General features: G+C 39.2%; 21 protein-coding genes. 14 read left to right on the plus strand and 7 right to left on the minus strand.

Features of this window, described 5'->3' with window-relative positions:
- The first annotated feature begins 180 nt into the window (after positions 1 to 180).
- From WG905_RS00220 to WG905_RS00250, 7 genes are all read left to right on the plus strand, one after another.
- Entirely contained in the window at positions 181 to 582 is a 402-nt protein-coding gene (locus tag WG905_RS00220) for a GreA/GreB family elongation factor (RefSeq protein ID WP_339589668.1), read from the plus strand.
- 5 nt (positions 583 to 587) lie between these two features.
- A complete protein-coding gene (locus WG905_RS00225; RefSeq protein WP_339589669.1) occupies positions 588 to 827 on the plus strand; it encodes a hypothetical protein in 240 nt (79 codons plus the stop codon).
- Entirely contained in the window at positions 824 to 1,309 is a 486-nt protein-coding gene (locus WG905_RS00230) for a class I SAM-dependent methyltransferase (RefSeq protein WP_339589670.1), read from the plus strand. The genes WG905_RS00225 and WG905_RS00230 overlap by 4 nt, the downstream gene beginning before the upstream one ends.
- Before the next feature lie 449 nt (positions 1,310 to 1,758).
- Positions 1,759 to 4,836 carry a SusC/RagA family TonB-linked outer membrane protein gene (locus tag WG905_RS00235; protein WP_339589671.1) on the plus strand — a complete coding sequence of 1,026 codons (3,078 nt, stop codon included), beginning with the start codon at positions 1,759 to 1,761 and terminating at the stop codon, positions 4,834 to 4,836.
- 10 nt (positions 4,837 to 4,846) lie between these two features.
- Complete coding sequence (locus WG905_RS00240; RefSeq protein ID WP_339589672.1) at positions 4,847 to 6,526, plus strand: RagB/SusD family nutrient uptake outer membrane protein; 1,680 nt, start codon at positions 4,847 to 4,849, stop codon at positions 6,524 to 6,526.
- A 111-nt stretch (positions 6,527 to 6,637) separates the two neighbouring features.
- A complete protein-coding gene (locus tag WG905_RS00245; RefSeq protein WP_339589673.1) occupies positions 6,638 to 8,581 on the plus strand; it encodes an FAD-dependent oxidoreductase in 1,944 nt (647 codons plus the stop codon).
- An 85-nt stretch (positions 8,582 to 8,666) separates the two neighbouring features.
- Positions 8,667 to 9,896, plus strand: a complete 1,230-nt coding sequence (locus WG905_RS00250; RefSeq protein ID WP_339589674.1) for an MFS transporter — start codon at positions 8,667 to 8,669, stop codon at positions 9,894 to 9,896.
- A 69-nt stretch (positions 9,897 to 9,965) separates the two neighbouring features.
- Here WG905_RS00250 and gap read toward each other — a convergent pair whose 3' ends face one another.
- From gap to pfkA, 3 genes are read right to left on the minus strand one after another with little or no spacing between them, the layout of a single operon-like run.
- Positions 9,966 to 10,967, minus strand: a complete 1,002-nt coding sequence (gene gap, locus WG905_RS00255) for a type I glyceraldehyde-3-phosphate dehydrogenase (protein WP_339589675.1) — start codon at positions 10,965 to 10,967, stop codon at positions 9,966 to 9,968.
- Between the two features lie 4 nt (positions 10,968 to 10,971).
- Complete coding sequence (locus WG905_RS00260) at positions 10,972 to 11,814, minus strand: hypothetical protein (RefSeq protein WP_339589676.1); 843 nt, start codon at positions 11,812 to 11,814, stop codon at positions 10,972 to 10,974.
- A gap of 10 nt (positions 11,815 to 11,824) precedes the next feature.
- Positions 11,825 to 12,814 carry a 6-phosphofructokinase gene (gene pfkA, locus WG905_RS00265; RefSeq protein WP_339589677.1) on the minus strand — a complete coding sequence of 330 codons (990 nt, stop codon included), beginning with the start codon at positions 12,812 to 12,814 and terminating at the stop codon, positions 11,825 to 11,827.
- Between the two features lie 113 nt (positions 12,815 to 12,927).
- On the opposite strand from pfkA, the gene WG905_RS00270 reads away from it, so the two are divergent.
- Positions 12,928 to 13,617 (plus strand): NUDIX hydrolase, encoded by a 690-nt coding sequence (locus WG905_RS00270; RefSeq protein ID WP_339589678.1) that lies wholly within the window; start codon positions 12,928 to 12,930, stop codon positions 13,615 to 13,617.
- A gap of 70 nt (positions 13,618 to 13,687) precedes the next feature.
- Here the strand turns inward: WG905_RS00270 and WG905_RS00275 are convergent, their stop codons facing one another.
- Entirely contained in the window at positions 13,688 to 14,551 is an 864-nt protein-coding gene (locus tag WG905_RS00275) for an N-acetylglucosamine kinase (protein WP_339589679.1), read from the minus strand.
- 535 nt (positions 14,552 to 15,086) lie between these two features.
- On the opposite strand from WG905_RS00275, the gene WG905_RS00280 reads away from it, so the two are divergent.
- The 3 genes from WG905_RS00280 to WG905_RS00290 are packed head-to-tail and all read left to right on the plus strand — an operon-like array spanning position 15,087 to position 18,243.
- Complete coding sequence (locus WG905_RS00280; RefSeq protein ID WP_339589680.1) at positions 15,087 to 16,112, plus strand: threonine aldolase family protein; 1,026 nt, start codon at positions 15,087 to 15,089, stop codon at positions 16,110 to 16,112.
- A 20-nt stretch (positions 16,113 to 16,132) separates the two neighbouring features.
- A complete protein-coding gene (accC, locus tag WG905_RS00285; RefSeq protein WP_339589681.1) occupies positions 16,133 to 17,620 on the plus strand; it encodes an acetyl-CoA carboxylase biotin carboxylase subunit in 1,488 nt (495 codons plus the stop codon).
- A gap of 38 nt (positions 17,621 to 17,658) precedes the next feature.
- Positions 17,659 to 18,243, plus strand: coding sequence for a riboflavin synthase (locus WG905_RS00290; protein ID WP_339589682.1), 585 nt, complete (start codon positions 17,659 to 17,661; stop codon positions 18,241 to 18,243).
- Between the two features lies 1 nt (position 18,244).
- On the opposite strand, the gene WG905_RS00295 is transcribed toward WG905_RS00290, so the two are convergent.
- A complete protein-coding gene (locus tag WG905_RS00295) occupies positions 18,245 to 19,411 on the minus strand; it encodes a tetratricopeptide repeat protein (protein WP_339589683.1) in 1,167 nt (388 codons plus the stop codon).
- A gap of 193 nt (positions 19,412 to 19,604) precedes the next feature.
- On the opposite strand from WG905_RS00295, the gene WG905_RS00300 reads away from it, so the two are divergent.
- From WG905_RS00300 to WG905_RS00310, 3 genes are all read left to right on the plus strand, one after another.
- On the plus strand, positions 19,605 to 19,901 hold the full coding sequence (locus tag WG905_RS00300) for a hypothetical protein (protein WP_339589684.1): 297 nt from the start codon (positions 19,605 to 19,607) through the stop codon (positions 19,899 to 19,901).
- 168 nt (positions 19,902 to 20,069) lie between these two features.
- Positions 20,070 to 20,651, plus strand: coding sequence for a porin family protein (locus tag WG905_RS00305; RefSeq protein ID WP_339589685.1), 582 nt, complete (start codon positions 20,070 to 20,072; stop codon positions 20,649 to 20,651).
- 149 nt (positions 20,652 to 20,800) lie between these two features.
- Entirely contained in the window at positions 20,801 to 21,067 is a 267-nt protein-coding gene (locus WG905_RS00310; protein WP_339589686.1) for a hypothetical protein, read from the plus strand.
- 9 nt (positions 21,068 to 21,076) lie between these two features.
- Here the strand turns inward: WG905_RS00310 and WG905_RS00315 are convergent, their stop codons facing one another.
- Both WG905_RS00315 and WG905_RS00320 read right to left on the minus strand, forming a co-directional pair.
- Positions 21,077 to 21,988 (minus strand): YihY/virulence factor BrkB family protein, encoded by a 912-nt coding sequence (locus tag WG905_RS00315; protein ID WP_339589687.1) that lies wholly within the window; start codon positions 21,986 to 21,988, stop codon positions 21,077 to 21,079.
- Positions 21,989 to 22,020: 32 nt separating this feature from the next.
- On the minus strand, positions 22,021 to 22,761 hold the full coding sequence (locus tag WG905_RS00320; protein ID WP_339589688.1) for a DUF72 domain-containing protein: 741 nt from the start codon (positions 22,759 to 22,761) through the stop codon (positions 22,021 to 22,023).

Raw genomic sequence — 22,761 nt, forward strand, 5'->3', positions numbered from 1 at the left:
ATGTACGTTTGCAGATTTGTTTCTGCATTTGAAAAGAACTTAAATAAGAAAATTCTCATTTGGTTGTCTATTAGAAGGAAAAGATTATCAACAACAATTTTTTGATCAGTATTAACGTATCTATTAAATTAACGCATCTATAAAAAACGAATTAAGTAACCATTTACTAATATAAAAAACATGGAAACCGAAAAATTAATCATCACAAAAAAAGAGTATGATTTACTAATGAATCATTTGAAACTCAGTACCAATTTGTCTGAATTCAACAAGAAAAAGTTGAATAATGAGTTGAAAACTGCAAAAATTGTTAAAAAAGAAGTATTGCCCGATAATGTAATTGTCATAGATTCACTAGTAACCATTCAGGATACCAAAAGCGGACAGGAATTTACCTTCCATTTAGTTACCCCGGAGGAGGCTAATATGAAAAAGAATAAGCTGTCTGTACTTGCGCCAATAGGAATTGCTTTACTAGGTTATAGCAGTGATGCCATAGTGGAATGGGACATGCCAAATGGTGTAAAGCAATTTAGAGTCAAGAAAGTGACCAGGCATGAAAAGGACAGTGAAGTAGCATAAAATCGATGGCAGATCATGGTATAAATAAGTCTACAGTAGCAGAAATCAGAGAACGTTTTGATAAGGATGTAGCTCGTTTTTCTAACCTTGAAACTGGTCAGTTAACGACAATTGATGCAGCAATTACGATGGAATTATGCACGGATGCAGCTTTATATGTAAATCCAGATGCGATAAATTTGTTAGATATTGGCTGCGGTGCAGGAAATTATACTATGAAGTTGCTGGAAAAATGCCTGGCTTGAATTGTACCTTAATTGACTTAAGTATGCCGATGCTTGAAAAAGCATTTGAAAGGGTAAATTCCAGTGCCAGCGGACAGGTGAATATCTTACAGTCAGATATCAGAACTGCGGAACTGCCGGATGCACATTTTGACATCATTTTCGCTGCAGCGGTATTGCATCACTTACGTGATGACCAAGATTGGGAAGCTGTATTTACTAAATTATACCGTACACTTAAACCTGGCGGAAGTATGTGGATTTCAGATCTTATAACTCATGATACGCCTGCACTGTCGCGCTTGTTTAACCAAAATTATGCTGATTACCTTGATGCTTTGGGAGGGACGGAATACCGGCGAAATGTGCTCGCTTATATTGAGAAAGAAGATTCACCGCGTTCTATTAATTTTCAGCTGGAATTAATGAAAAAAGTAGGGTTTAAGTATACCGAAGTTTTACATAAAAATGGATCCTTTGCCGCATTTGGTGGAGTTAAATAAGGATGACTTAAAGTTATTTGCTATAAAAATATTTCCCGGGGCTTGTATCTGAAAATGATACAAGCCCTTTTTTTGTGCGCCGGGTACGGCGATTCGCTACAAAACATGACCACGCTGGGCACCTTAAACCAGCTGATCATTATTAAAGTCTTAAGTACTTGTTAGTCTTAAATTCTTTATCTAAAATAATACTTAATTAATTTTGAATTTTTTATATAATTATATAATATAATAATTATAATTTAAATAAATTAGAACTTCTAATTATTGCTATATTGTATTGACCAATTGAAAAGCTTAATTACTAATTGTAGAGCTTAATAGTTTCACAAACTCAATAGAGCAACTTATATACTGATAAAACAAAATTTAATTACCGCATTTACTCTGGTTTTTCAACAAGCAAGAGTGAGTTAACCAATAAATTAACCTAACCAAATGTATTACGTATGAAAATTTTTACTCAAGCCAGGGGTAAGCTATGGGCTTATTTCCAAAGAAATTTCATCCCGAAATTCAACCTCATTTTTATCTTTCTAATGAGCAGCTTCCTCCAATTAAGTCTTGCGGCAGACGCCCGCAGCGTGACATTGGATATGCCTCCAATTACAGTTAGAGGAAAAGTAACAGATCAGTCCGGAGGGGCTCTTCCGGGTGTAAGTGTCAGGTTAAAGGGATCTTCCACTGCTGCAACGACAGATAATGAGGGAATGTACACGATAAATGTGCCGGATGGAAGCGGCATTTTGGAGTTTCGATACATTGGTTATGCTCCTGCCGAAATTGACATTAACGGCCGAAATGTAGTTAACATTACCCTGAATGCAGAAACAACTGATTTAAGTGAAGTGGTAGTAGTTGGATATGGCACACAAAAGAAGGTAAACCTCACTGGCGCCATTTCAACGGTATCGAGTAAAGAAATAGGCATGAGACCGGTTGGACAAACTTCTGCCGCTTTACAGGGAATTGCACCTGGTGTAACGGTTACGCAGGCGTCCGGGAGACCAGGTGGGGATGCAGCTACGATCCGTATCAGGGGTATTGGTACATTAAGTGATGCCAATCCTTTGGTTTTGATTGATGGGATTGAAGGGTCTATGAATAACATTGATCCTAATGTGATAGAGTCAGTTTCCATTCTAAAGGATGCTGCCTCAGCTTCGATTTATGGATCTCGTGCTGCAAACGGCGTAATTCTCGTGACCACCAAGCGTGGAAGTACCGAAATTGGTATTAACTATAACAATTACCTCGGTTGGCAAAGTCCGACAAATATGCCTAAGGTAGTAAATGCCCTCGATCATATGTCTTTGATGAATGAAGCATATACCAATGTCGGCAGAACACCACTTTATGCGAACGCGCTTTTAGAACAGTACCATGCGCAAGGCGGCGTCAGTTCAGATGAATTCCCGAACACGGGTTGGCAGGATGCAGTGCTCACAGGATCTGGTTTTCAGCAAAGTCATTTTGTTACGGTAAATGGCGGGTCAGAAAAAGTTCGGATGCTTGCTTCCGCTGGGTATTTTGATCAGAAAGGTATCATTGAGAACTCCGGTTTTAAACGCTTTACCATAAGGAATAATACGGATATCACGATCTCTAAAAAACTTAGCGCCAAATTAGATCTTCAATATGTCAAAGCAGTAACTACTGAACCTGCGGTTGGAACGGCAAACATTTTTAATTACATGAATGGTATCCCTGCAAGCCAGTTGGGGGTGAATTCAAATGGAACCTGGGGTGTTGGATGGAATGGCCTCAATCCGATAGCCGCTAGTATAGATGGAGGAACAAATCAAACTACTGGTCCATTTGGCAGCATCAATGCTTCCCTTAATTATCATCCGGTCGATTGGCTGTCAGCAGAGGTAACCGTTGCACCGAAATATGCTGAAACTATCCGTAAAAACTTTAATAAATCCATTCAAACCTTCCTGCCGGATGGCACACCAAGTTTTAAAACACCTGCTTTAACTTCTCTTACGGAAAGTAGTAACCGTACGGTCTTTAATAATATGAGAGCATCCCTAACTGCTGATAAAACTTTTAACACACATAACGTAAAAGTGCTATTAGGTGCCTCTCAGGAAGACTTTTATGATGATTTTGTAAGTGCGTTCCGTGATACTTATATTTTACCCGATTACCCGGTTATTGACGCCGGTTCTGCTGTTAATCAGCAAACTGGTGGTTCCTCTGAAGAGTGGGCGTTGCGCTCTTTCTTCGGAAGGTTAAATTATGACTACAAATCGAAATATCTGCTGGAAATAAATGGCCGGTATGATGGTTCATCACGTTTTAACGAGGGTAATCGTTATGCGTTTTTTCCATCGGCTTCGGCGGGCTGGCGAATTTCTGAAGAGACTTTCATGCAACCCTTAAAAAAGGTGATCAATGAATTAAAATTCAGAGCTTCCTGGGGCCGCCTTGGAAATCAAAATATAGGAACTTATCCGGCAGCATCTCTGATTGCACTGGGATCCGCCACGCTTGGAAATCAAATTGTGAATATTGCGGCGCTTAATAACCTGTCTAACCGGGATATTTCCTGGGAAACTACCGAAATGACAGATATAGGTGTTGATATGGTTTTGTTTACCAATATCACCCTTACCGCAGATTACTACATCAGGAAAACGAAAGATATTTTACTCAATTTAAATATTCCTTTGATCATTGGGTTAGGTGCACCTGCTCAAAATGCAGGGATGGTTGAGAATAAAGGATGGGAGTTAGGAATAGGGTACAAGAACAATATCAACGAGTTTAGATATAACCTGAATTTCAACTTGTCTGATGTGAAGAATAAAGTTGTTGACTTAAAGGGAATCAACCAGACCGGCTTAACGGTAAGTAGGGAAGGTTATGCGATCAATTCTGTGTTCGGTTACGAGGCGGAGGGTTTCTTTAATGATGCGGCAGAAGTAGCAGCACATGCAAGGCAGTTCGGCGCTGTTGCGCCAGGTGATATCAAGTATAAAGACCAAAACCAAGACGGAATAATTAATGAAAGTGACAAAATAGTTTTAGGTACTTCCATTCCACGCTACACTTTTGGTGCGAATTTAAATGCCTCTTATAAGGGGATTGATGCTGGAGTATTCGTACAGGGTGTAGGAAAAGGTAATGGTTATTTATTTGGGCCTGGAATTATGCCTTTTAGTGTTGGAAATTTGGGAGGTACTATACTTGAACAAAACAAAGACCGGTGGACACCCGAAAATCCCAACGCTACTTATCCAAGACTTGCTTTTGGCGAATCCAATAATGAACAAGCTTCTAGCTTCTGGATGAAAGATGCTGCATATATCAGACTTAAGAATGTGCAACTGGGTTACACTTTTCCTGTTGGTTTAACCCGGAAAATCGGTGTTAAAAATCTTCGATTGTTTGCCAATGGCTCTAATCTTTTTACTAAAGATAATTTCTGGGGTGGTTTTGATGTAGAATCTCCTATCGGAACCGTAAGCGTATACCCGCAGGTTAAAGTATATAGTTTTGGTTTAAATGCAAATTTTTAATTTTTGAAAGATGAAAAATTATATAAAGATATCATTCCTGTTAACTTTTATTTTCATAGGTATTTCGGGATGTAAGGACACCTATTTGGAAAAAGTTCCCTTATCCGGCCCCTCAGATCAAACCTATTTCGCTAATCAGGATGAGTTGATTTTAGCAGTCAACGGAATTTATAGTGCAATGGTTATTCATCCAACTGATGATATGCCTTATGTGACTACGATTGATGCCGCAACGGATATTAACTGGGACCGGAACAACAGTGGTCTGCAGTCACTGGGTAAAGGAAATCAAGACAGTAACAATGATTATGCGCGGGCCCTTTGGACGCAGCTATATAGGCTGATAGCTAGGTGCAATTTTATCCTTGATAACGTGGAAAAAGTAAAAGATAAAACCTCACCGGAGATTTACGCCCGCTCTATCGGCGAGGCGAGATTTGTAAGAGCTTATGCCTATCAGAATTTAATCGAAATGTTCGGCGGGGTTCCTTTGGTTACCAAAATGTTAAGTTTGAGCGAAGCTCAGCTACCTAAGAACTCGAAAGATGAAGTACTAACTTTTATTTTTAGTGAATTAGATGCTGCTTCCGTAGATTTACCAGTAACGTATGGTGCAAATGATGCCGGGAGGGCTACAAAAGGTGCGGCCCTTGCCATAAAAGCGAGAGCTGCATTATTTAATGAAAAATGGGACGTTGCAGCACAGGCTGCTAAAAGTGTTATGGATCTAAATACTTATACCCTTCATCATAACTTTACAGAGTTATTCTCCTATAATGGTGAAAATTCAAAAGAAATCATCCTTTCTTTGCAATATCTAAAAACAGCCAAACGTACGCATGCGGTAACCAGGAACCTGCTGTCACGAAATGGGCAGGGAACCTCGAATAAAGTACCTTCACAATCTTTGGTAGATGCCTTTACATGTACCGATGGGTTGCCAATTGATAAGTCTCCGCTATATAATCCGTCGAAACCTTTTGAAAACCGTGATCCAAGACTCGGTTATACTGTGGCATTGCCAGGTTCTACATTTTTTAACTATCAGTTTGAAACGCATAAGGACAGCTTAAAATGCTGGAATTATAACAGCACACCAAGAGCCAGGGTCGATAACCAGGATGCCATCAATGCGTTTTCAAGTTTTACCGGCTACTGCTGGCGGAAATATGTAGATGTCATTGATAAAGTTGATGTAGCAAGATCGGAATTAAACATCATTTTAATCCGCTATGCAGAAGTTCAGCTCATCTATGCAGAAGCTAAGATTGAAAAAGGTGAAATTGATCAATCTGTTTATAACGCAATCAACCTTGTAAGACAAAGACCGGGGGTAAATATGCCGCCTGTTCCAACCGGATTATCTCAAGCGGCGCTACGTTCTATCGTCAGGAAAGAACGTTTATTTGAGTTGGCGATGGAAGGCTTCAGGCTTTTTGATATCAGAAGATGGAAGATTGCTGACAAGATAATGACTGGACCTTTTTATGGCCGTGTGCCCCGTGGTTTATTAGCAAGCGCGCCTGCAATCGATGACCATGGAATCGCCAATTACGCTGGTGTAGCTAACAGAGCTGAATTGCGGGTGGTGGAAACAAGACAGTTCGATGCTGGCCGGGATTATCTGTGGCCTATTCCTAATATCGAGATTGTAACCGACCCTAATATAATCCAAAATCCAGGGTATTAACTGAAAGAAAGAATTGTAAACAGACTAAAGATTAAAATTATGAATATTTATAAGTCAATATTAACGCTGTTTTTAATGTTGTGTGTCTTCACAACCTATGCTGCTAATTCTTTGAAAAATAAAGTTTTAGAGGCAGATATTGTGGTTTATGGAGGTACATCTGCTGGGGTAATTGCCGCATACTCGGCAAAAAAGATGGGTAAGAAGGTAATACTTGTCGAGCCGGGTAAACACTTAGGCGGAATGAGCTCCGGCGGATTAGGGTATACTGATATTGGTAATAAATATGTGGTAACGGGCTTGTCCAGAGATTTTTACCGCCGGATTGGTCAACATTACGGGAAGTTTGAGCAGTGGATTTTTGAACCAAAAGTAGCCGAAGGGATATTTAATGATTACGCAAAAAAGGGTGGTTTCACCATTTTATTTAAACATCGGCTAAAAGAGGTGAAGAAGACAGCTGATCAGATTCATGAAATTGTTGTTGAAGATTCGTATGCGCCTGCTGCCGAAAACATTGTCATTCGCGCAAAAGTGTACATTGACTGCAGTTATGAAGGTGACCTTATGGCTCGCTCTGGCGTTTCCTATACTGTTGGAAGAGAAGCAAACAGTGAATATAATGAAACCCTAAATGGTGTTGAACTCATGGATGGACATCAATTTCCAGATGGCATTGATCCTTACATTGTTCCGGGTGATTCAACAAGCGGTCTATTATATGGGATAGGTAACACGGCCTTACAGGCTCAAGGGTCAGCTGATAAAAAGGTCCAGGCCTATAATTTTCGTATAGCATTAAGCAATGTTCCAGAGAATCGTGTGCCGATCACTCAACCTGAAAATTACGATGCAAAAAAGTATGAACTGTTGTTGCGCTTAAAAGAAAAACGACCTTGGAAGACCCTTAGTGATGTGATGATATGGAGCAAAATGCCAAATGGTAAAACAGATATCAACAATCGAGGCGGTTTTTCTACAGATATGATCGGTGAAAACTGGGATTATCCTGAAGCTTCTTACGAGAAAAGGGCTAAAATTTGGAAGAACCATGAAGATTATACCAAAGGTTTTCTTTACTTTATTGGCAACGATCCAAGAATTCCAGCTGCTATTAGGGCCGAAATGAAAGAATGGGGCTATCCTAAAGACGAATATGTTGATAATGGAAATTGGACACCACAATTATATATCAGGGAGGCACGTCGGATGATTGGTGAACTGGTGATGACGCAGCACCACTGTCAGGGAAAGGAGTTGGTAAAAGATGGTGTCGCTATGGCGGCCTATACTATGGATTCACATAATTGTGATCGTCATGTGGTAAGTGGTATGGTTAAAAATGAAGGAAATGTTGAAGTAGGTGGTTTTGGGCCATATCCTATAGCTTACAGGGCTATTGTTCCGAAAAAAAACGAAGTAAGTAATCTAATTGTGCCTGTTTGTTTATCAGCTACACACATCGCTTATGGTTCGATCCGTATGGAGCCTGTATTTATGGTTCTTGCTCAGTCTTCTGCTATTGCTGCCTCTCTGGCAGTTGATCAAAATATTTCGGTACAGGACGTCGATGTCGCCAAGATCCAGCAAATACTTAAAAGTAATCCATTGTTAGATGGAAGTACACCAGAAATCCTTGTTGATAATGAAAATAGTGAATCAATTAAATTAACCGGAAATTGGTTTACCGAAACTAAAGGCGGTTATGGTCCTTCTTTTCTGATTGATACCACTGGTATGGCATCAGAAAAAGCGGTTCAATTTATACCCCAAATTGTAAAAGATGGAAAATATTTGGTGTATGCTTATTTTCCAAAACTAAAGAATGCTTCAAGTAAAACTTCCATACAAATTTTTAATAACGGGAAAGCTGCCGAACATACAATTGATCATGCTAAAACGCTGATCGAAGGTCAGACATCTGGAGAGTGGGTTCCACTTGGAGCACATAATTTTAAAAAGGGTAAGGGTGGCTATGTGCAAATTTCTAATAAAAATACTGATGGTACCTCCATTGCTGACGCAGTGCTATTTGTACCGGAAAAATCAAAATAAATGTTAAGTTGTTTAAATGAGCAGGTGCCATTAACCAAACTGGTCTAAGGTACTTGCTCTCTTTACTGAGTTGAATTTAACTACTGTGGAAAGGAAAATAATAAAGCAACATCTGTTAAGTACAGCAGTTATTGTTGCATCGTTAGGATATTTTGTTGATATCTACGATTTGCTGTTATTTAGTATTGTCCGTGTTACCAGTTTACAATCATTAGGCTATAGTGGGGCAGAGGTAACAAATTGGGGTATTTTTCTCTTAAATGTTCAAATGATGGGGTTGCTGATCGGTGGCATCGTCTGGGGTATTTTAGGTGATAAAAAAGGCCGCTTATATGTACTGTTTGGTTCTATCTTCTTATACTCAGTGGCCAATATCGCCAACGGTTTTGTTCAGTCTATAGAAAGTTATGCAATATGGCGTTTTGTTGCGGGCATTGGCCTGGCTGGAGAACTCGGTGCTGGTATAACGCTGGTTGCAGAGATCATGCCTAAAGAGAAAAGAGGTTATGCCACTACGATCATAGCCTCTGTGGGGATTAGCGGTGCAGTGGTGGGCTATTTTGTGGCTCAACATTTTGACTGGCGTACATGCTTTTTTATTGGCGGGGGCCTGGGGCTTTCCCTGCTGCTCTTGCGTATAGGTGTGGCTGAATCTGGGATGTTTGGTAAAATAAAAGAGGAGCGTGTGCGTCGGGGCGATTTTTTCTCCCTCTTTACCAGAGAACGGTTTTTTAAATACCTGCGGTGCATCATCATCGGTATTCCGCTTTGGTTTGTGGTAGGGATTTTAATCACACTTTCACCCGAGTTTGGAAAAGCACTCGGTGTAAGGGGTGTAGTAAATGCAGGTGCTGCAGTAGCTTGTTGTTATGCTGGCCTGGTATTGGGCGACATCGGCAGTGGTTTGCTCAGCCAGGTGCTGAAAAGCAGGATCAAAGTGGTTTATACTTACCTTTTTTTGTCTTTCCTGACCATTGCTACCTATTTTTCAATTCAAGAGGTCAGCTTGTTTACTTTTTATATCATCTGCTCTATTCTGGGTTTTACTTCAGGCTACTGGGTCATATTCATGACCATTGCTACAGAACAGTTTGGTACCAATGTGCGGGCAACGGTGACTACTACAGTACCCAATTTTGTGCGGGGCTCTGTTGTGCCACTTACTTTGCTTTTACAGTTGTTGCAGCGGTGGTTTAATGGGTCCATCATCAGTGCTGGTATTGTGGTGGCGGCTATTAGCCTGGCGCTTGCCTTCTGGGCCTTGAGTAAAATGCAGGAGACTTTTCATAAGGATTTAGATTATATAGAAGTTTAAACAAAGAAAGGGATGTTCCATCCAGACACATCCCTTTTCTAACCAAATATAAACCTGTATGAACGGGTTTTACTTTAAATTTCCATAGTATTCTACGAATTTCACTAAAGCTGATGAATAGCCCCATTCGTTATCATACCAGGAAACCACTTTTACGAAGTTGTCGTTTAATGCAATACCTGCCTCTGCATCGAAAATTGATGCACGATCATCTCCTATAAAGTCAGAAGAAACAACTGCGTCTTCTGTATATCCTAATACACCTTTCAAATACCCTTCTGAGGCATCTTTCATGGCTTTTTTAATTTCTTCATATGTTGCCGCTTTCTCTAAGCGTACCGTTAAATCTACCACTGAAACATCAGCAACTGGTACTCTGAAAGACATACCTGTTAATTTACCTTTCAACTCAGGAATAACTTTCGTTACTGCTTTAGCAGCTCCTGTGGATGAAGGGATGATGTTTGAGAAACCACCACGGCCACCTCTCCAGTCTTTTGCAGACGGACCATCAACAGTTTTCTGAGTTGCAGTTACTGCGTGTACTGTGCTCATTAAACCTTCAACAATTCCAAAGTTATCATGTAAAACTTTAGCAATTGGCGCTAAACAGTTAGTTGTACATGAAGCATTAGAAACAATTTTCTGATCTGCTGTCAATTTATCATGATTAACTCCCATTACATAAGTAGGAATTGAATCATCTTTAGCTGGAGCTGAAAGAACAACTTTCTTAGCACCTGCGGTTAAATGTTTCGAAGCATCCGCTTCAGTTAAGAAGAAACCTGTAGCTTCTATAACAAGTTCCACGCCAACTTCATCCCATTTCAAGTTTGCAGGATCTTTTTCTGCAGTAATACGGATGGTTTTTCCGTTAACAACTAAATGTCCGTTTTCTACTTCTACAGTTCCATCAAAACGACCGTGAGTAGAGTCATATTTTAACATGTAAGCCATATAATCCGGCTCAACAAGGTCATTTATAGCAACAATATCTAATCCTTTTTTTAAAGCAGCTCTAAAAACCAGTCTGCCGATACGGCCAAAGCCGTTAATTCCAATTTTGCTCATATTATTAATTTGAATAGTAGTTTAGTAAATTATATATTGGTTCTTTAGTAATTGTTGTAATTTGAATTCCGTACTTTTTGACGATGTTGCGTAACCTGTCTTGAAAATGTCCTGCCACAATGCCAACAAAATGTACTTCTTTTCCCGGATGTTTCTCTATTGTCGGCAACAAATAAGTTTGCGTATATGTTTCAAACGCTTCATCTATGCATTTTTGTATAAAACTGTGATCTCTGTTCTCAACCAGGAAATCAAAAAAAGAACTCAGGTACTGTTGCGCCAGGGGTTTTTTATACACCCTTTCCAGTATTGTTGGTCTGTCCAGATTGTATTTTCCTTCCAGTTGTATGCGTAAATCCTGCGGCAGTTTATCTGTTAAATAACTCATTAGCAACTTTTTGCCGAGGTAGTTCGATGAACCTTCATCACCAAGGATAAAGCCAAGTCCGAAGTTGTTATCTTCAAGATGTTTACCATCGAAATAGGCGCAATGTGCACCGCTTCCTAAAATGCAAACAATACCACTATCAGTGAAACAAGCCGATACAGCAGCGCCATATAAATCGTCTCTAACAAAAATTTTGCTGTTTTTAAAAAACAAAGACAGTGTCGCGGTGAGTTCATCTCTTTTTGCCACTGAGCTTGCACCTGCAGCAAAAACATAAATCTTTTTAATGCTTTCTGCATGATTAATCAAAACAGTTTTTTTATTTAATAACTGCAGAATTGATTTTGTATCATTAAAATAAGGGTTAATACCAGGCATACTACATTCAGCGATGGTTTTACCATCTTTCGCTAATTTCCAGAATGCAGTTTTCGAACCGCTGTATACTACCGCTATCATCTTATATATATTAAATTGACAAAACTTTTGTCATCTCTAAAAGGTCTTCCTCTAACTTAAAATTGTGGTTATTAAGCGCGTCGTCTATTTTTACGGTTTTAATTTCATTTCCACGTAAACCGACCATCTCGCGTGTATTACCTTTTATCAGTTCATTAACTGCTGCAAAACCGAGGCGACTGCCCAGGATGCGGTCGAAACTACTCGGACTACCACCACGTTGAAGGTGCCCTAATATGGTTACCTTGGTATCATAATGGTTAAACCGTTCTTTTACCTGCTTGGCGATGTCATAGGCTCCTCCGGCTTTATGTCCTTCAGATACAATCACAATACTGGAAGATTTTTTAGTGCTGGCACCCAGGGCTAACTGGGTTACCAATTCATCAATACTGGTAAAGCGCTCTGGTAGTAATACAGCTTCTGCACCACTTGCAACGGCACTCCTTAAAGCAATACAGCCAGAATCACGGCCCATTACTTCAATGAAAAATAACCTGTCATGTGAATCAGCTGTGTCCCTGATTTTATCTATTGCTTCGATAACTGTATTAATTGCAGTATCGTAACCAAGTGTAAAATCTGAACCGTAAAGATCATTGTCTATAGTGCCGGGGATTCCCATCACCTTGATGTCCTCATGTTTTTTGGAGAAATTCCGGGCGCCGGTAAAAGTGCCATCACCTCCAATAACGATTAATCCATCAATATCTCTTGATTTTAAATTCTTATAGGCAGTTTCCATGCCTTCTTCCGTTTTGAACTCTAAACAACGGGCTGTTTTTAAAATGGTACCACCTAAATGGATGATATTACTGACGGAGCGTGCGCCCATCGGAAAGATACTGTCGTTAATCAATCCCTGGTAGCCTTGTGTTACTCCAAACATATTGATACCATTGTATATGCCCGTGCGAACTACAGCTCTAATGCAAGCATTCATTCCCGGGGCATCTCCTCCGGAGGTAAGTACAGCTATATTTTTTATATTTGGCTTCATTTATGATACGAATATAGTGTGTATTAGGTACACTAAGTAATTTATTTGTGTTTTTTTTGTGTAATATTGCAAAAAGCGCATTTATTTGCTTCTATATTTAAAATATTAACGATTTGAAAGAAGACTTGCCACAGTTTAACTCCACCTTCTCCATTGATTGTGTTGTTTTCGGATTTGATGAAGGAGAATTAAAGATTCTTCTGATCGAAAGAAATGAAGAACCTTTCAAAGATTGGTGTGCTTTGCCTGGAAATATTGTGGATCCGGGTGAAAGTTTAGATCAATCTGCTTCAAGGATATTAAAAGAGCTTACGGGTTTGGGCGATATCTTTATGGAGCAGTTTTATACTTTTGGCGATGTAGACAGGCACCCTCAGGGTAGGGTAATCAGTATAGCTTATTATGCGATGCTGCGCCTCGGAGGGGAAAAGGCAGTAAAACCGATCAGTAGTTATGCAAAGAAGGCATTCTGGAAAAATATCAATGACCTTCCAAAACTGGCCTTCGATCACCAGCAGATCTTTGAAAAGGGATTAGAGAAGATCAAGCGAAGAATTAAACACCAGCCTATTGCTTTTGAATTACTGCCAGAAAAATTTACTTTAACACAATTACAGAATGTATATGAGCTGATTTTAGGTAAAAAGCTAGACAAGAGAAATTTCAGAAAAAAGATGTTAAGTTTTGGCGTACTGAAAGAATTAGATGAGAAGCAAAAAGGGGTATCCTTCCGCGCAGCCATGTTATACAAGTTTGACAGAAGGAAATATGCCAAATTATTCGGTAAGGAAATATCATTTTAAACATAGTCACCTAAAATAGGTCATAAAAAAACCGGAAGTTGATCTTCCGGTTTTTTTTATGTGTAAAGAATTAAGCTTCTTTTCTCGATTTTTTAAGGTGGTAATCTACCAGGTCATCTATAGGTGAGCGGATCAGTTTTCCAACTCCCATTTCATAACGGTCTGCAACAACACTTAATATATCTCTAAAGCTATAGCCGACTGAACCGACAACGTTTAAAGAATAGTTTTTGTAATTCGGGTAATGGACTACAAGGTTGTCGAAAAATGCTGTAAACGCATATTCAATGGTAGAAAAAGTGTAATCTTCGTAAGTATCTTTATAATCGTATAAAAATTTACTAAAACTTGCGCAAAAGCGGTTCGGCAGCGGTTTGTTATAAATATTATCGAATATATCTTCATTGGTCAGGGCAAAGTTATCATAAAAACTTTCCCTTAATCCTTTAGGCATATAACCTCTCATGTAGTCGCTTAAAATACGCTTTCCAATGAAACATCCACTTCCTTCATCACCAAGAAAATAACCTAAGGAATCTATGTTAAGGGTAATATCTTTACCGTCATATAAACAGCTGTTGGTGCCTGTACCCAGGATAGCTGCAAAACCAGCTTCATCTCCCAGTAGGGCACGACAAGAAGCCAAGAGATCATGGCCAATGTTTACTTGTGCATTAGGGAATATCTGTTGCATAGCATCGGCGACAATTTTTCTATTGGTATCGGTTGAACAACCTGCACCGTAATAGTGTACTTCTAAAAGTTTATCTGATTCTATGTGATCCGGGAGCGTTTTCCTTAAAGACTCTACGATATAATTGGTATCCGAAAAATAAGGGTTATAGCCCTCTGTATTAAAATGAATTTTTCTACCAGCTTCGTTAATTAAACACCAATTGGTTTTGGTTGAACCACCATCTGCAATAACTATCATCTTAATTTCTTTTTTTCGGGATAAATGTAATGTTTCTCACTGCTATATAGCTATTTTTTTTCATAATTTGATATATTTTAATAATTAAACACTTGTTAGTTGGTTCTCGGTTTTAGCTAGTAACTAAATGAATTTTATCAGTGTTTTTTCATCAGTATATTAGTTTGTTAGTTAATGGTGAGGAAGCTATTATAAGCTGATGATTTCATCAAAAATTATAACCTTTTTAGTCACCTTAAATCCTTAAATTAAGATATTGTGAAATAAACACTAAGCCTAAATTACATTTGTTATTTTAATTTGCAAATTTTATAAACCTAAATCCCTTCGGGCACCTACACTTAAAGATTAAAATTAGAAAGATTTTCGACGCTTAAATATATTAAAATCAGCGCTTAATGGCTGTTTTTAAGGAGTTTAATCTAAAATGGGGTGGTTGTAAAATCTGGTTTTTGTTTTTTATAATAATTTATTCAATTTTCAACATTTAATTAATAAAAACCTAATATTTGTAAACAAGTATTTTGATTAACATATGTATATAGATATGAGAAGTGATACGGTAACCAAGCCAACTGCAGGTATGCTGGACGCGATGATGAGTGCAAAGGTTGGCGATGATGTTTATGGTGAAGACCCTACTGTTGATGAACTCGAAAAAAAACTCGCAACTATGTTTCATATGGAGGCTGGTTTGTTTTGTCCGTCGGGTACAATGACCAATCAAATTGCCATCAAATGTTTTACCCAGCCCATGGATGAAGTCATTTGCGACCAGACCGCCCATGTTTATCGCTATGAAGGCGGGGGCATTGCTTATCATTCCCAGTCATCGGTTCGGTTATTGAATGGCCCCCGGGGAATATTATCTGCTGAAATGATAGAAAACGAGATCAATGAAGATAATATTCATTATCCTCATTCCAGTCTGGTCGTGTTGGAAAATACGGTCAACAAAGGTGCCGGCGCATGTTATACCCTCGACCTGATTGAACCCATCCATACTTTATGTAATATCAAAGGTTTAAAACTACACCTTGATGGAGCCAGGTTATTCAATGCCTTAGTTGCCACAGGTGATAAAGCCGCAGGCTACGGTAAATATTTTGATGGTATCTCTATCTGTTTGTCCAAAGGGCTGGGTGCTCCTGTAGGTTCAGTATTATTAGGATCGAAAGAAACCATCAAAAAAGCCAAAAGGGTAAGGAAGGTTTTTGGCGGAGGTATGAGGCAGGCTGGTTTTCTGGCTGCCGCAGGGATCTATGCACTGGATCATCATGTTGAAAGAATGGTCATTGATCATCAGCACACAAAAGTGCTTGCCCAGGTGCTCGAAAAACTACCGTTCGTGAAATCGGTGATGCCTGTGGAAACAAATATCTTGATTTTTGAAGTAGCTCCACCCTTTAATGCAACTCAAATTGTAGAGGCGCTGCGTAAAAAGGGACTTTTATGCAGTCCTACCGGACCGAAAACAATTAGATTTGTGTTGCATTTGGATGTTTCTGCACAAATGATTGACCGGGCCATTGAAATGCTGATACATTTACAACCATCATAAGTAAACCACAATATTGTCTGATGAAGAAAATTTTAATAGCTAACAGGGGCGAAATAGCCTTACGCATCATGCGGTCTGCCAAAGAAATGGGAATTAAAACTGTGGCCGTGTTTTCAGAAGCTGATCGTGAAGCCTTGCATGTTCGTTATGCTGATGAAGCTGTTTGTATAGGACCGGCGCCGTCAAACCAGAGTTACCTGGTAGGACAGCACATCATTGACGCTTGTTTAAAAACAGGGGCTGATGCCATTCACCCGGGATATGGATTTTTATCTGAAAACGCAGGATTTGCGAAAATGGTAGAGGCTGCTGGGTTAATTTTTATTGGTCCAAGTCCCGAAGCCATGGAGATTATGGGGAATAAATTATCTGCTAAGGCTGCCGCTTTAAAGTATAACATTCCCATGGTGCCGGGCACAGAAGAGGCGATCACAGACATTGAGGAGGCAAAACGCCGTGCGGTAGAAGTGGGTTTCCCTATTCTGATTAAAGCTGCTGCTGGTGGTGGCGGTAAGGGAATGCGTATTGTAAATCACGTTGATGATTTTGAAGAGCAGATGCAACTTGCTGTCAGTGAAGCTACATCAGCTTTCGGCGATGGATCTGTGTTCATCGAAAGGTATGTTTCTTCTCCCAGACATATCGAGATCCAGGTCTTAGGAGATACCCATGGTCATATTGTCCACCTCTTTGAAAGAGAATGTTCCATTCAGCGACGCCATCAAAAGGTAATTGAAGAAGCACCGTCCAGTGTATTAACAGAAGAAATCAGGTCAAAAATGGGTAAATGTGCTGTTGATGTAGCCCGGGCCGTAAATTATGTGGGGGCAGGGACCGTTGAATTTATACTGGACGAAAACCTGGATTTCTTTTTCCTCGAAATGAACACCCGCTTACAAGTAGAGCACCCTGTTACAGAACTTATCACCGGAATTGACCTGGTGAAAGAGCAAATTAAAATCGCCAGGAAGGAAAAGCTAAGTTATACACAAGCGGATCTGAAAATTAATGGTCATGCCATCGAATTAAGGGTGTATGCTGAAGATCCGCTGAATAATTTCCTGCCTGATATTGGTACTTTACAAACCTATCGGACGCCTAAAGGTAATGGTGTAAGGGTTGATGATGGTTTTGAGGAAGGGATGGAAATTCCCATTTATTACGACCCCATGATAGCCAAGTTAATTACTTATGGCAAGGATCGCAAGGAAGCTATTGACCGTATGACCAGGGCTATTGACGAATATGAGATTACAGGTATACAAACCACACTGGGATTTGGTAAATTTGTGATGCAGCATGAGGTGTTTACATCAGGTAAATTTGATACACACTTTGTTGAAAAATATTTCAATGCTGATAGCCTGAAGAACGATCTTGAAGATGAAGCATTTATTGCAGCTATAGCAGCGGTAATGGCTTTACAGCGAAAACCTATCCTTGGAGGGGCGGTTACAGCAGTTGCCGAACAGCAGCATTGGCGGAAAAACAGAACACAATTATCATAAACACACGAAATACTAAAAATAATAAATTCTACCCTTATATGTTTACAGGTATCATAGAAACCCTCGGACAGGTAACCGCAAGGGAATCAGCGGGCACTAACGTTCATTTCACCATTCAATCCGAGATCAGTAATGAATTAAAAATTGACCAAAGCGTGGCCCATAACGGGGTTTGTTTAACGGTCGTGAAGGTAAATGAGGGTACACATACCGTTACAGCAATTCAGGAAACGCTGGAAAAGTCAAATCTTGATCAGCTCCATGTAGGTCGTAAAATTAACCTGGAACGTTGTATGCAAATGAATGGCCGATTAGATGGGCATATTGTACAAGGCCATGTTGATCAGACTGCTGTATGTATCAAAAGAGAAGAACTGAATGGCAGCTGGGAATATCGTTTTAAATATGATGCCGCTGCCGGCAATGTGACGGTGGAAAAAGGTTCTGCCTGCGTAAACGGCGTGAGCTTAACGGTCGTAAATTCGGATACAGATGAATTTTCTGTATTTATCATTCCTTATACTTTTGAACATACAAACCTTCATGAAGTAAACGTCGGCGATACCGTGAACCTGGAATTTGATATCATTGGGAAATATGTAGCCCGCCTGATTAACAGGTAGGCTATCTTTTCAAATCCTCGAGCTTATTTTTGATAAAAGTGGCAAGCCTGGGGTTTTTCGCCATGCCGTCGAAATTCTTCAGATACAGGTTATAGTAAGTAATGGCATTTTTTTTATCGTTAAGCCTTTTTTCATAGACCAGGGCGATGTTATAATAAAGACTGCCATTATTTTCAAATAACAAGCCCCTTTTATAAGCTGCTATGGCTTCCTGGTTTTTATTGCTGTTTTCATAAGAATCTCCTAGCAAGCCATAGTAGGAAGCTGTTTTAGGAGAAATACCCTCATTAATTGCCTGATCCAGGTATTGACTGGCGCGTGTATAGTCTTTTATCCCGCGGTAACATAAAGCGATGTTATAAAGCAGACTTTCGGTGTCTTCAGCGCTTTCCTTTACTTTTAAAAAACAGTTTAGGGCATTCTTATAATCAAGCATTAAAAAATAACTTTTCGCTAAATTGCTCAATACAAAAGTCGAACTGTCTCCATAGCTCAACAATTGTTGTCCGGTTTGAATGGCAGCACTGTATTTTTTTGAAGCCATACTGATGGGCATTTTCATTTTTAATAACTGTCTGTTGGCAGAATCAGCTTTTATGGCCGGCCCCAATATTTCATTGGCTTTTTGATGCATCCCCATTTTAAAATAAATCTGGCAAAGCTCCACAACCACATCTGCTTCAGTAGGATAAAGACTGTTGGCTTTCTTTAGATAATTCAGTTTTTTTCCCGAAGAGTCTGCCTTGCTCAAACTGGCCAACTGCTTATAGGCATTGAAATTAGTGCTGTCTATTGCCACAATCTCCTGGTAGTAGCCCCTTGCTTTATCATCAGCTCCTCTTTTTAGCTGTATATTGGCAAGACTAAACAATACAGGCAAACTTTTGGGCTGCAGTGTATATAATTTAAGGTATATATTTTCGGCAGCAGACAGGTTGCCGGCCATCAGGTTAGCATAGCCTAATTGTGTGAGGGCCTTCTCGTCATTACTTTCTTCATTACCAAACTGTGCAAGGTAGTTTGCGGCTTCGGCATAACGCTGGGTTTGGTAATATTCCAGCAGCAAGTCTTTGTCCAGTTCATCCGACTGTTTCTTGTTTTGCCCCTTGACTGCAAATGCAGGGGTAAGGATTAGAAGTAGTAAAACAAGTTTTTTTATAGAATTCATAGGCATCAAATAAGGCTAATGATAAACTAAATTATTAGTTATAATTGAATAATGCAAGTAAGATTTTTTTTAACCTTATTTATCGCCACCTCTTCACGTCCAATAAACAAATATTATACAAAGGAATAGATCTTGGCAAAGTAATTGGTAGTATAGAGCTAGATAATATTATCAAATATTAAAAAATAAGCATATGGATACTTTAAAGAAGTTTGAATTAATGGCAAAGATTGTGCGTGAGTTGGAAGATCTACAACATTCGCAACAAGCTATAATTCAAAAACTAGGAAAAATAGAGGTTGATAACATTGAATTGGACGACAAGAGGCTAAGTAGTGATCTACCAGACATGCACCAAAGGGTTGCCGATAACTTGACTAGCATTGGTGGCATTCTTGAGTATTTTGCGGAGAAAACCCAAAACTTTGGTGATAAACATAATGTTGAAGCGCTAAAGGATCAGCAGAATATAGATAACGCTGGCCTTTAATTGGTCAACACGGTGGTTTTGAAAGATGCGAAAAGATATTGGGCTCAGTACCAATTACTTTTCGCCCATTAACAGGAAAATAAGCACAACATGATCCTGAATGAAACTATATGCGTATTTTTACGAGGATAAATCACACAAATATTCACGTCTATTAATTAAAATTTTATGAAAAAAATACTTTTATCTGCATTTCTGATGTTCTTCAGTACTGTAGCATTCAGCCAGTTGCTACCTTCTTTTCAATTTGGTGTCAAAGGGGGAGCCAATCTTTCAAAATTTTCGACCGAGAATACCTTCGGCAGCGATAATCGTGCTGGTTATTACGCGGGTATTTGGACTCGTATTGGTGCAGCAGGCTTGCATTTGCAGCCTGAAGTATACCTGTCTGGAAAAAACACCACGTTTACAGATGACAATAACATTGAAAACGATATTAAATTTACCAGCCTTGATGTTCCCGTATTGATCGGAACAAAATTAGGAGCAGCTGGAGTAGGTTTGCGTTTAAATACAGGTCCGGTATTTTCTTTCATACTGGACGATGAGCAGAAGTTTGGTGAGGCTGTAGGAAATGTCTCAAGATTTGACTTTAAAGGACAAAACATTGCCTGGCAATTTGGTGCAGGCCTTGATGTAGGTAATTTAGGTATCGACTTGCGTTATGAAACCGGATTATCAAAAGTTAATGAAAATCCAGATGTTAAATTGAAACTTTTCACTTTAGGTTTGGCTTGGAAACTATTCTAATTAAAAAGTTTTCCACATTTAAAACAAAAGGGTAAACATTAGTTGTTTACCCTTTTGTTTTGGCGCCATTTTTAAATAGCTTTAATTGAAATTATATCATATCTCAACAAAGCTTGTGATAGCTTCATGACCTTTAAAATCAAGATACTATGAAAATCAAGGAATTATTGCTAAATGGAAACAGTTTCGCTATGCTTTTGAAACAATTGTCTATGAATGTTGAGGATATAAATATAAAAGATGAAGAGTTGATCCTATTTGGCATTAATATGCGCAATCAGGAAACGATGAAGCAGAATATTTGTATCGAAGGCAAAAATAAAGATGGAGAAGTGAACTTAATTGGTACACTACATTACAATATGCTCAATCAGCTTGCAGTATTTGAAATGCAGGGTGTTGAAAAGGTTAATTAACAGATTGGATTAGACCACTTCTTTGATTTCATAGTTAAATGCACCTTTTATCGGACGGATCGGTGTTTCATGTGCATCACTTAATACTTTCACGAAACAAGCACCGAAGTAAAAAATAAAAGAGGAATAAAATACAAACAACATAATCAGTACAATAGATCCTGAGGCTCCATAAATGTTCCCGATATTACTTAGTGGAAGCATGATCCTCAGGATAAATTTTCCGACAGTAAAGAATATCCCGGTTAAAATTCCTCCACGAACCGCATTCCTCCAGGTTGGCCGTCCATTCGTTAAAAACCTGAATAATACAGTAAACCAGGTAGTCACAATGGCAACAAATAAAACCTGATTAAGGATCATCAGAAATACTTTCCCAAAAGTAGGTGCTGCGGGATTGATATAAGAACCTATGATCGCCTGGATGCTATCCGTCATTAAACCTACAAAGAACAATATTCCGGCAAGGATGATAATGACCATAGACCTGCCTCTTAATTTGAGTTTAAAAAAGAAAGAGGTCTGATCTTTTATGCCAATAGACCAGATCTGGTCCAGTGAATTTTTAATCACCCCGAAGAGTGTAGTCCCTACGAATATAAAAAAGACAAAGCTGATGAGCGTAGCATACCAGTGTTGATCCATCGAGCGGATATTGGTTAAGGTTTCTTTAACCTGTCTTGTGCTGGCATCGTCTATAAGATTTGATAACCTGTCAAAAAGACGGTTTGCCAGAACTTTCTTGTCTATAAATGAACCGAAAAGGCGTATCAGGATGAGCAGGATAGGTGGTAGCGCGAAATTCGCAAAGAAAGCAGTAGCGCCGGCCAAACGTAAAGGATCATTCTTTTGAAGTAACTCGAAGGCCATTTTAAAATGAACGATGAAGCGTTTTGCCTCGTGTAATAATTTCTTTAACATCCTCTGCCAGCTTTCTTAAGGTTCGAAAATAGCTATTTTTTATGAAATAAGGCTTGGAAAATTTGCTGTAGTGATTTCGCATTGTAAACCGCATTGGTATGGATGTCGTTATTAAAGAAAACGTAACCTTCTTCAATAGCTGCGAGTCCCGCTACTTCTGCCGCAAAGTCCTGTAATTGTTTGTCCGAGTATCTAGAAGCGTAAAGCTGGTCTTCCCCATGAAAACGGTAATAAAACAGAGAACTGTTCTGGATAATTGCTGATGGTAATTCAGGATGGCTCAGGCCACAAAAACTGATTTGATGTTTTGATAATTCCCTAAAAACAGCCTCCTGCCACCAACTTTCATGTCTGAACTCCATCACATTGCGGAAGGTTGGCTCAAGACTGCTGGTGATTTTTTCCAATCTTTCCGGTGTATAATGATAGGATGGGGGTAATTGGAAAAGGCAGCAGCCGCATTTTTCTTTTAAGCCTTGGTTTAAGGTGTTGTAGAAATTATCCAGCAGGCTTTTGCAGTCGTTGAACTTTTTATAATGCGTAATTAACCTCGGCGCCTTTACCGAAAAGCGGAAATTAGGCGGAGTTTTTTCATGCCAGTTTTGAAACACCGAAAGCTGTGGGAAACGGTAAAAAGTAACGTTAAGTTCCAGTGTATTAAAATGCTCGATATAATAGTCAAACCAGTTTTTTACAGCTAGCTTTTCAGGGTAAAAGGTCCCCCGCCAATGCTTATAATGAAATCCTGAACAACCAATATGCCATTTTTCCAT

Origin of the sequence: Pedobacter immunditicola, from assembly GCF_037482985.1 — a bacterium.
GTDB classification, from domain to species: Bacteria; Bacteroidota; Bacteroidia; order Sphingobacteriales; family Sphingobacteriaceae; genus Pedobacter; species Pedobacter immunditicola.

Excerpts from the sequence above, each read along its gene's own strand:
- accC (WP_339589681.1), top strand. The coding sequence starts at position 16,133 with ATGAAGAAAATTTTAATAGCTAACAGGGGCGAAATAGCCTTACGCATC.
- WG905_RS00225 (WP_339589669.1), top strand. The coding sequence starts at position 588 with ATGGCAGATCATGGTATAAATAAGTCTACAGTAGCAGAAATCAGAGAA.
- pfkA (WP_339589677.1), bottom strand. The coding sequence starts at position 12,814 with ATGAAGCCAAATATAAAAAATATAGCTGTACTTACCTCCGGAGGAGAT.
- WG905_RS00275 (WP_339589679.1), bottom strand. The coding sequence starts at position 14,551 with ATGATAGTTATTGCAGATGGTGGTTCAACCAAAACCAATTGGTGTTTA.
- WG905_RS00300 (WP_339589684.1), top strand. The coding sequence starts at position 19,605 with ATGGATACTTTAAAGAAGTTTGAATTAATGGCAAAGATTGTGCGTGAG.
- gap (WP_339589675.1), bottom strand. The coding sequence starts at position 10,967 with ATGAGCAAAATTGGAATTAACGGCTTTGGCCGTATCGGCAGACTGGTT.
- WG905_RS00240 (WP_339589672.1), top strand. The coding sequence starts at position 4,847 with ATGAAAAATTATATAAAGATATCATTCCTGTTAACTTTTATTTTCATA.
- WG905_RS00280 (WP_339589680.1), top strand. The coding sequence starts at position 15,087 with ATGTATATAGATATGAGAAGTGATACGGTAACCAAGCCAACTGCAGGT.
- WG905_RS00260 (WP_339589676.1), bottom strand. The coding sequence starts at position 11,814 with ATGATAGCGGTAGTATACAGCGGTTCGAAAACTGCATTCTGGAAATTA.
- WG905_RS00310 (WP_339589686.1), top strand. The coding sequence starts at position 20,801 with ATGAAAATCAAGGAATTATTGCTAAATGGAAACAGTTTCGCTATGCTT.
- WG905_RS00235 (WP_339589671.1), top strand. The coding sequence starts at position 1,759 with ATGAAAATTTTTACTCAAGCCAGGGGTAAGCTATGGGCTTATTTCCAA.
- WG905_RS00290 (WP_339589682.1), top strand. The coding sequence starts at position 17,659 with ATGTTTACAGGTATCATAGAAACCCTCGGACAGGTAACCGCAAGGGAA.
- WG905_RS00295 (WP_339589683.1), bottom strand. The coding sequence starts at position 19,411 with ATGAATTCTATAAAAAAACTTGTTTTACTACTTCTAATCCTTACCCCT.
- WG905_RS00305 (WP_339589685.1), top strand. The coding sequence starts at position 20,070 with ATGAAAAAAATACTTTTATCTGCATTTCTGATGTTCTTCAGTACTGTA.
- WG905_RS00315 (WP_339589687.1), bottom strand. The coding sequence starts at position 21,988 with ATGTTAAAGAAATTATTACACGAGGCAAAACGCTTCATCGTTCATTTT.
- WG905_RS00220 (WP_339589668.1), top strand. The coding sequence starts at position 181 with ATGGAAACCGAAAAATTAATCATCACAAAAAAAGAGTATGATTTACTA.
- WG905_RS00320 (WP_339589688.1), bottom strand. The coding sequence starts at position 22,761 with ATGGAAAAATGGCATATTGGTTGTTCAGGATTTCATTATAAGCATTGG.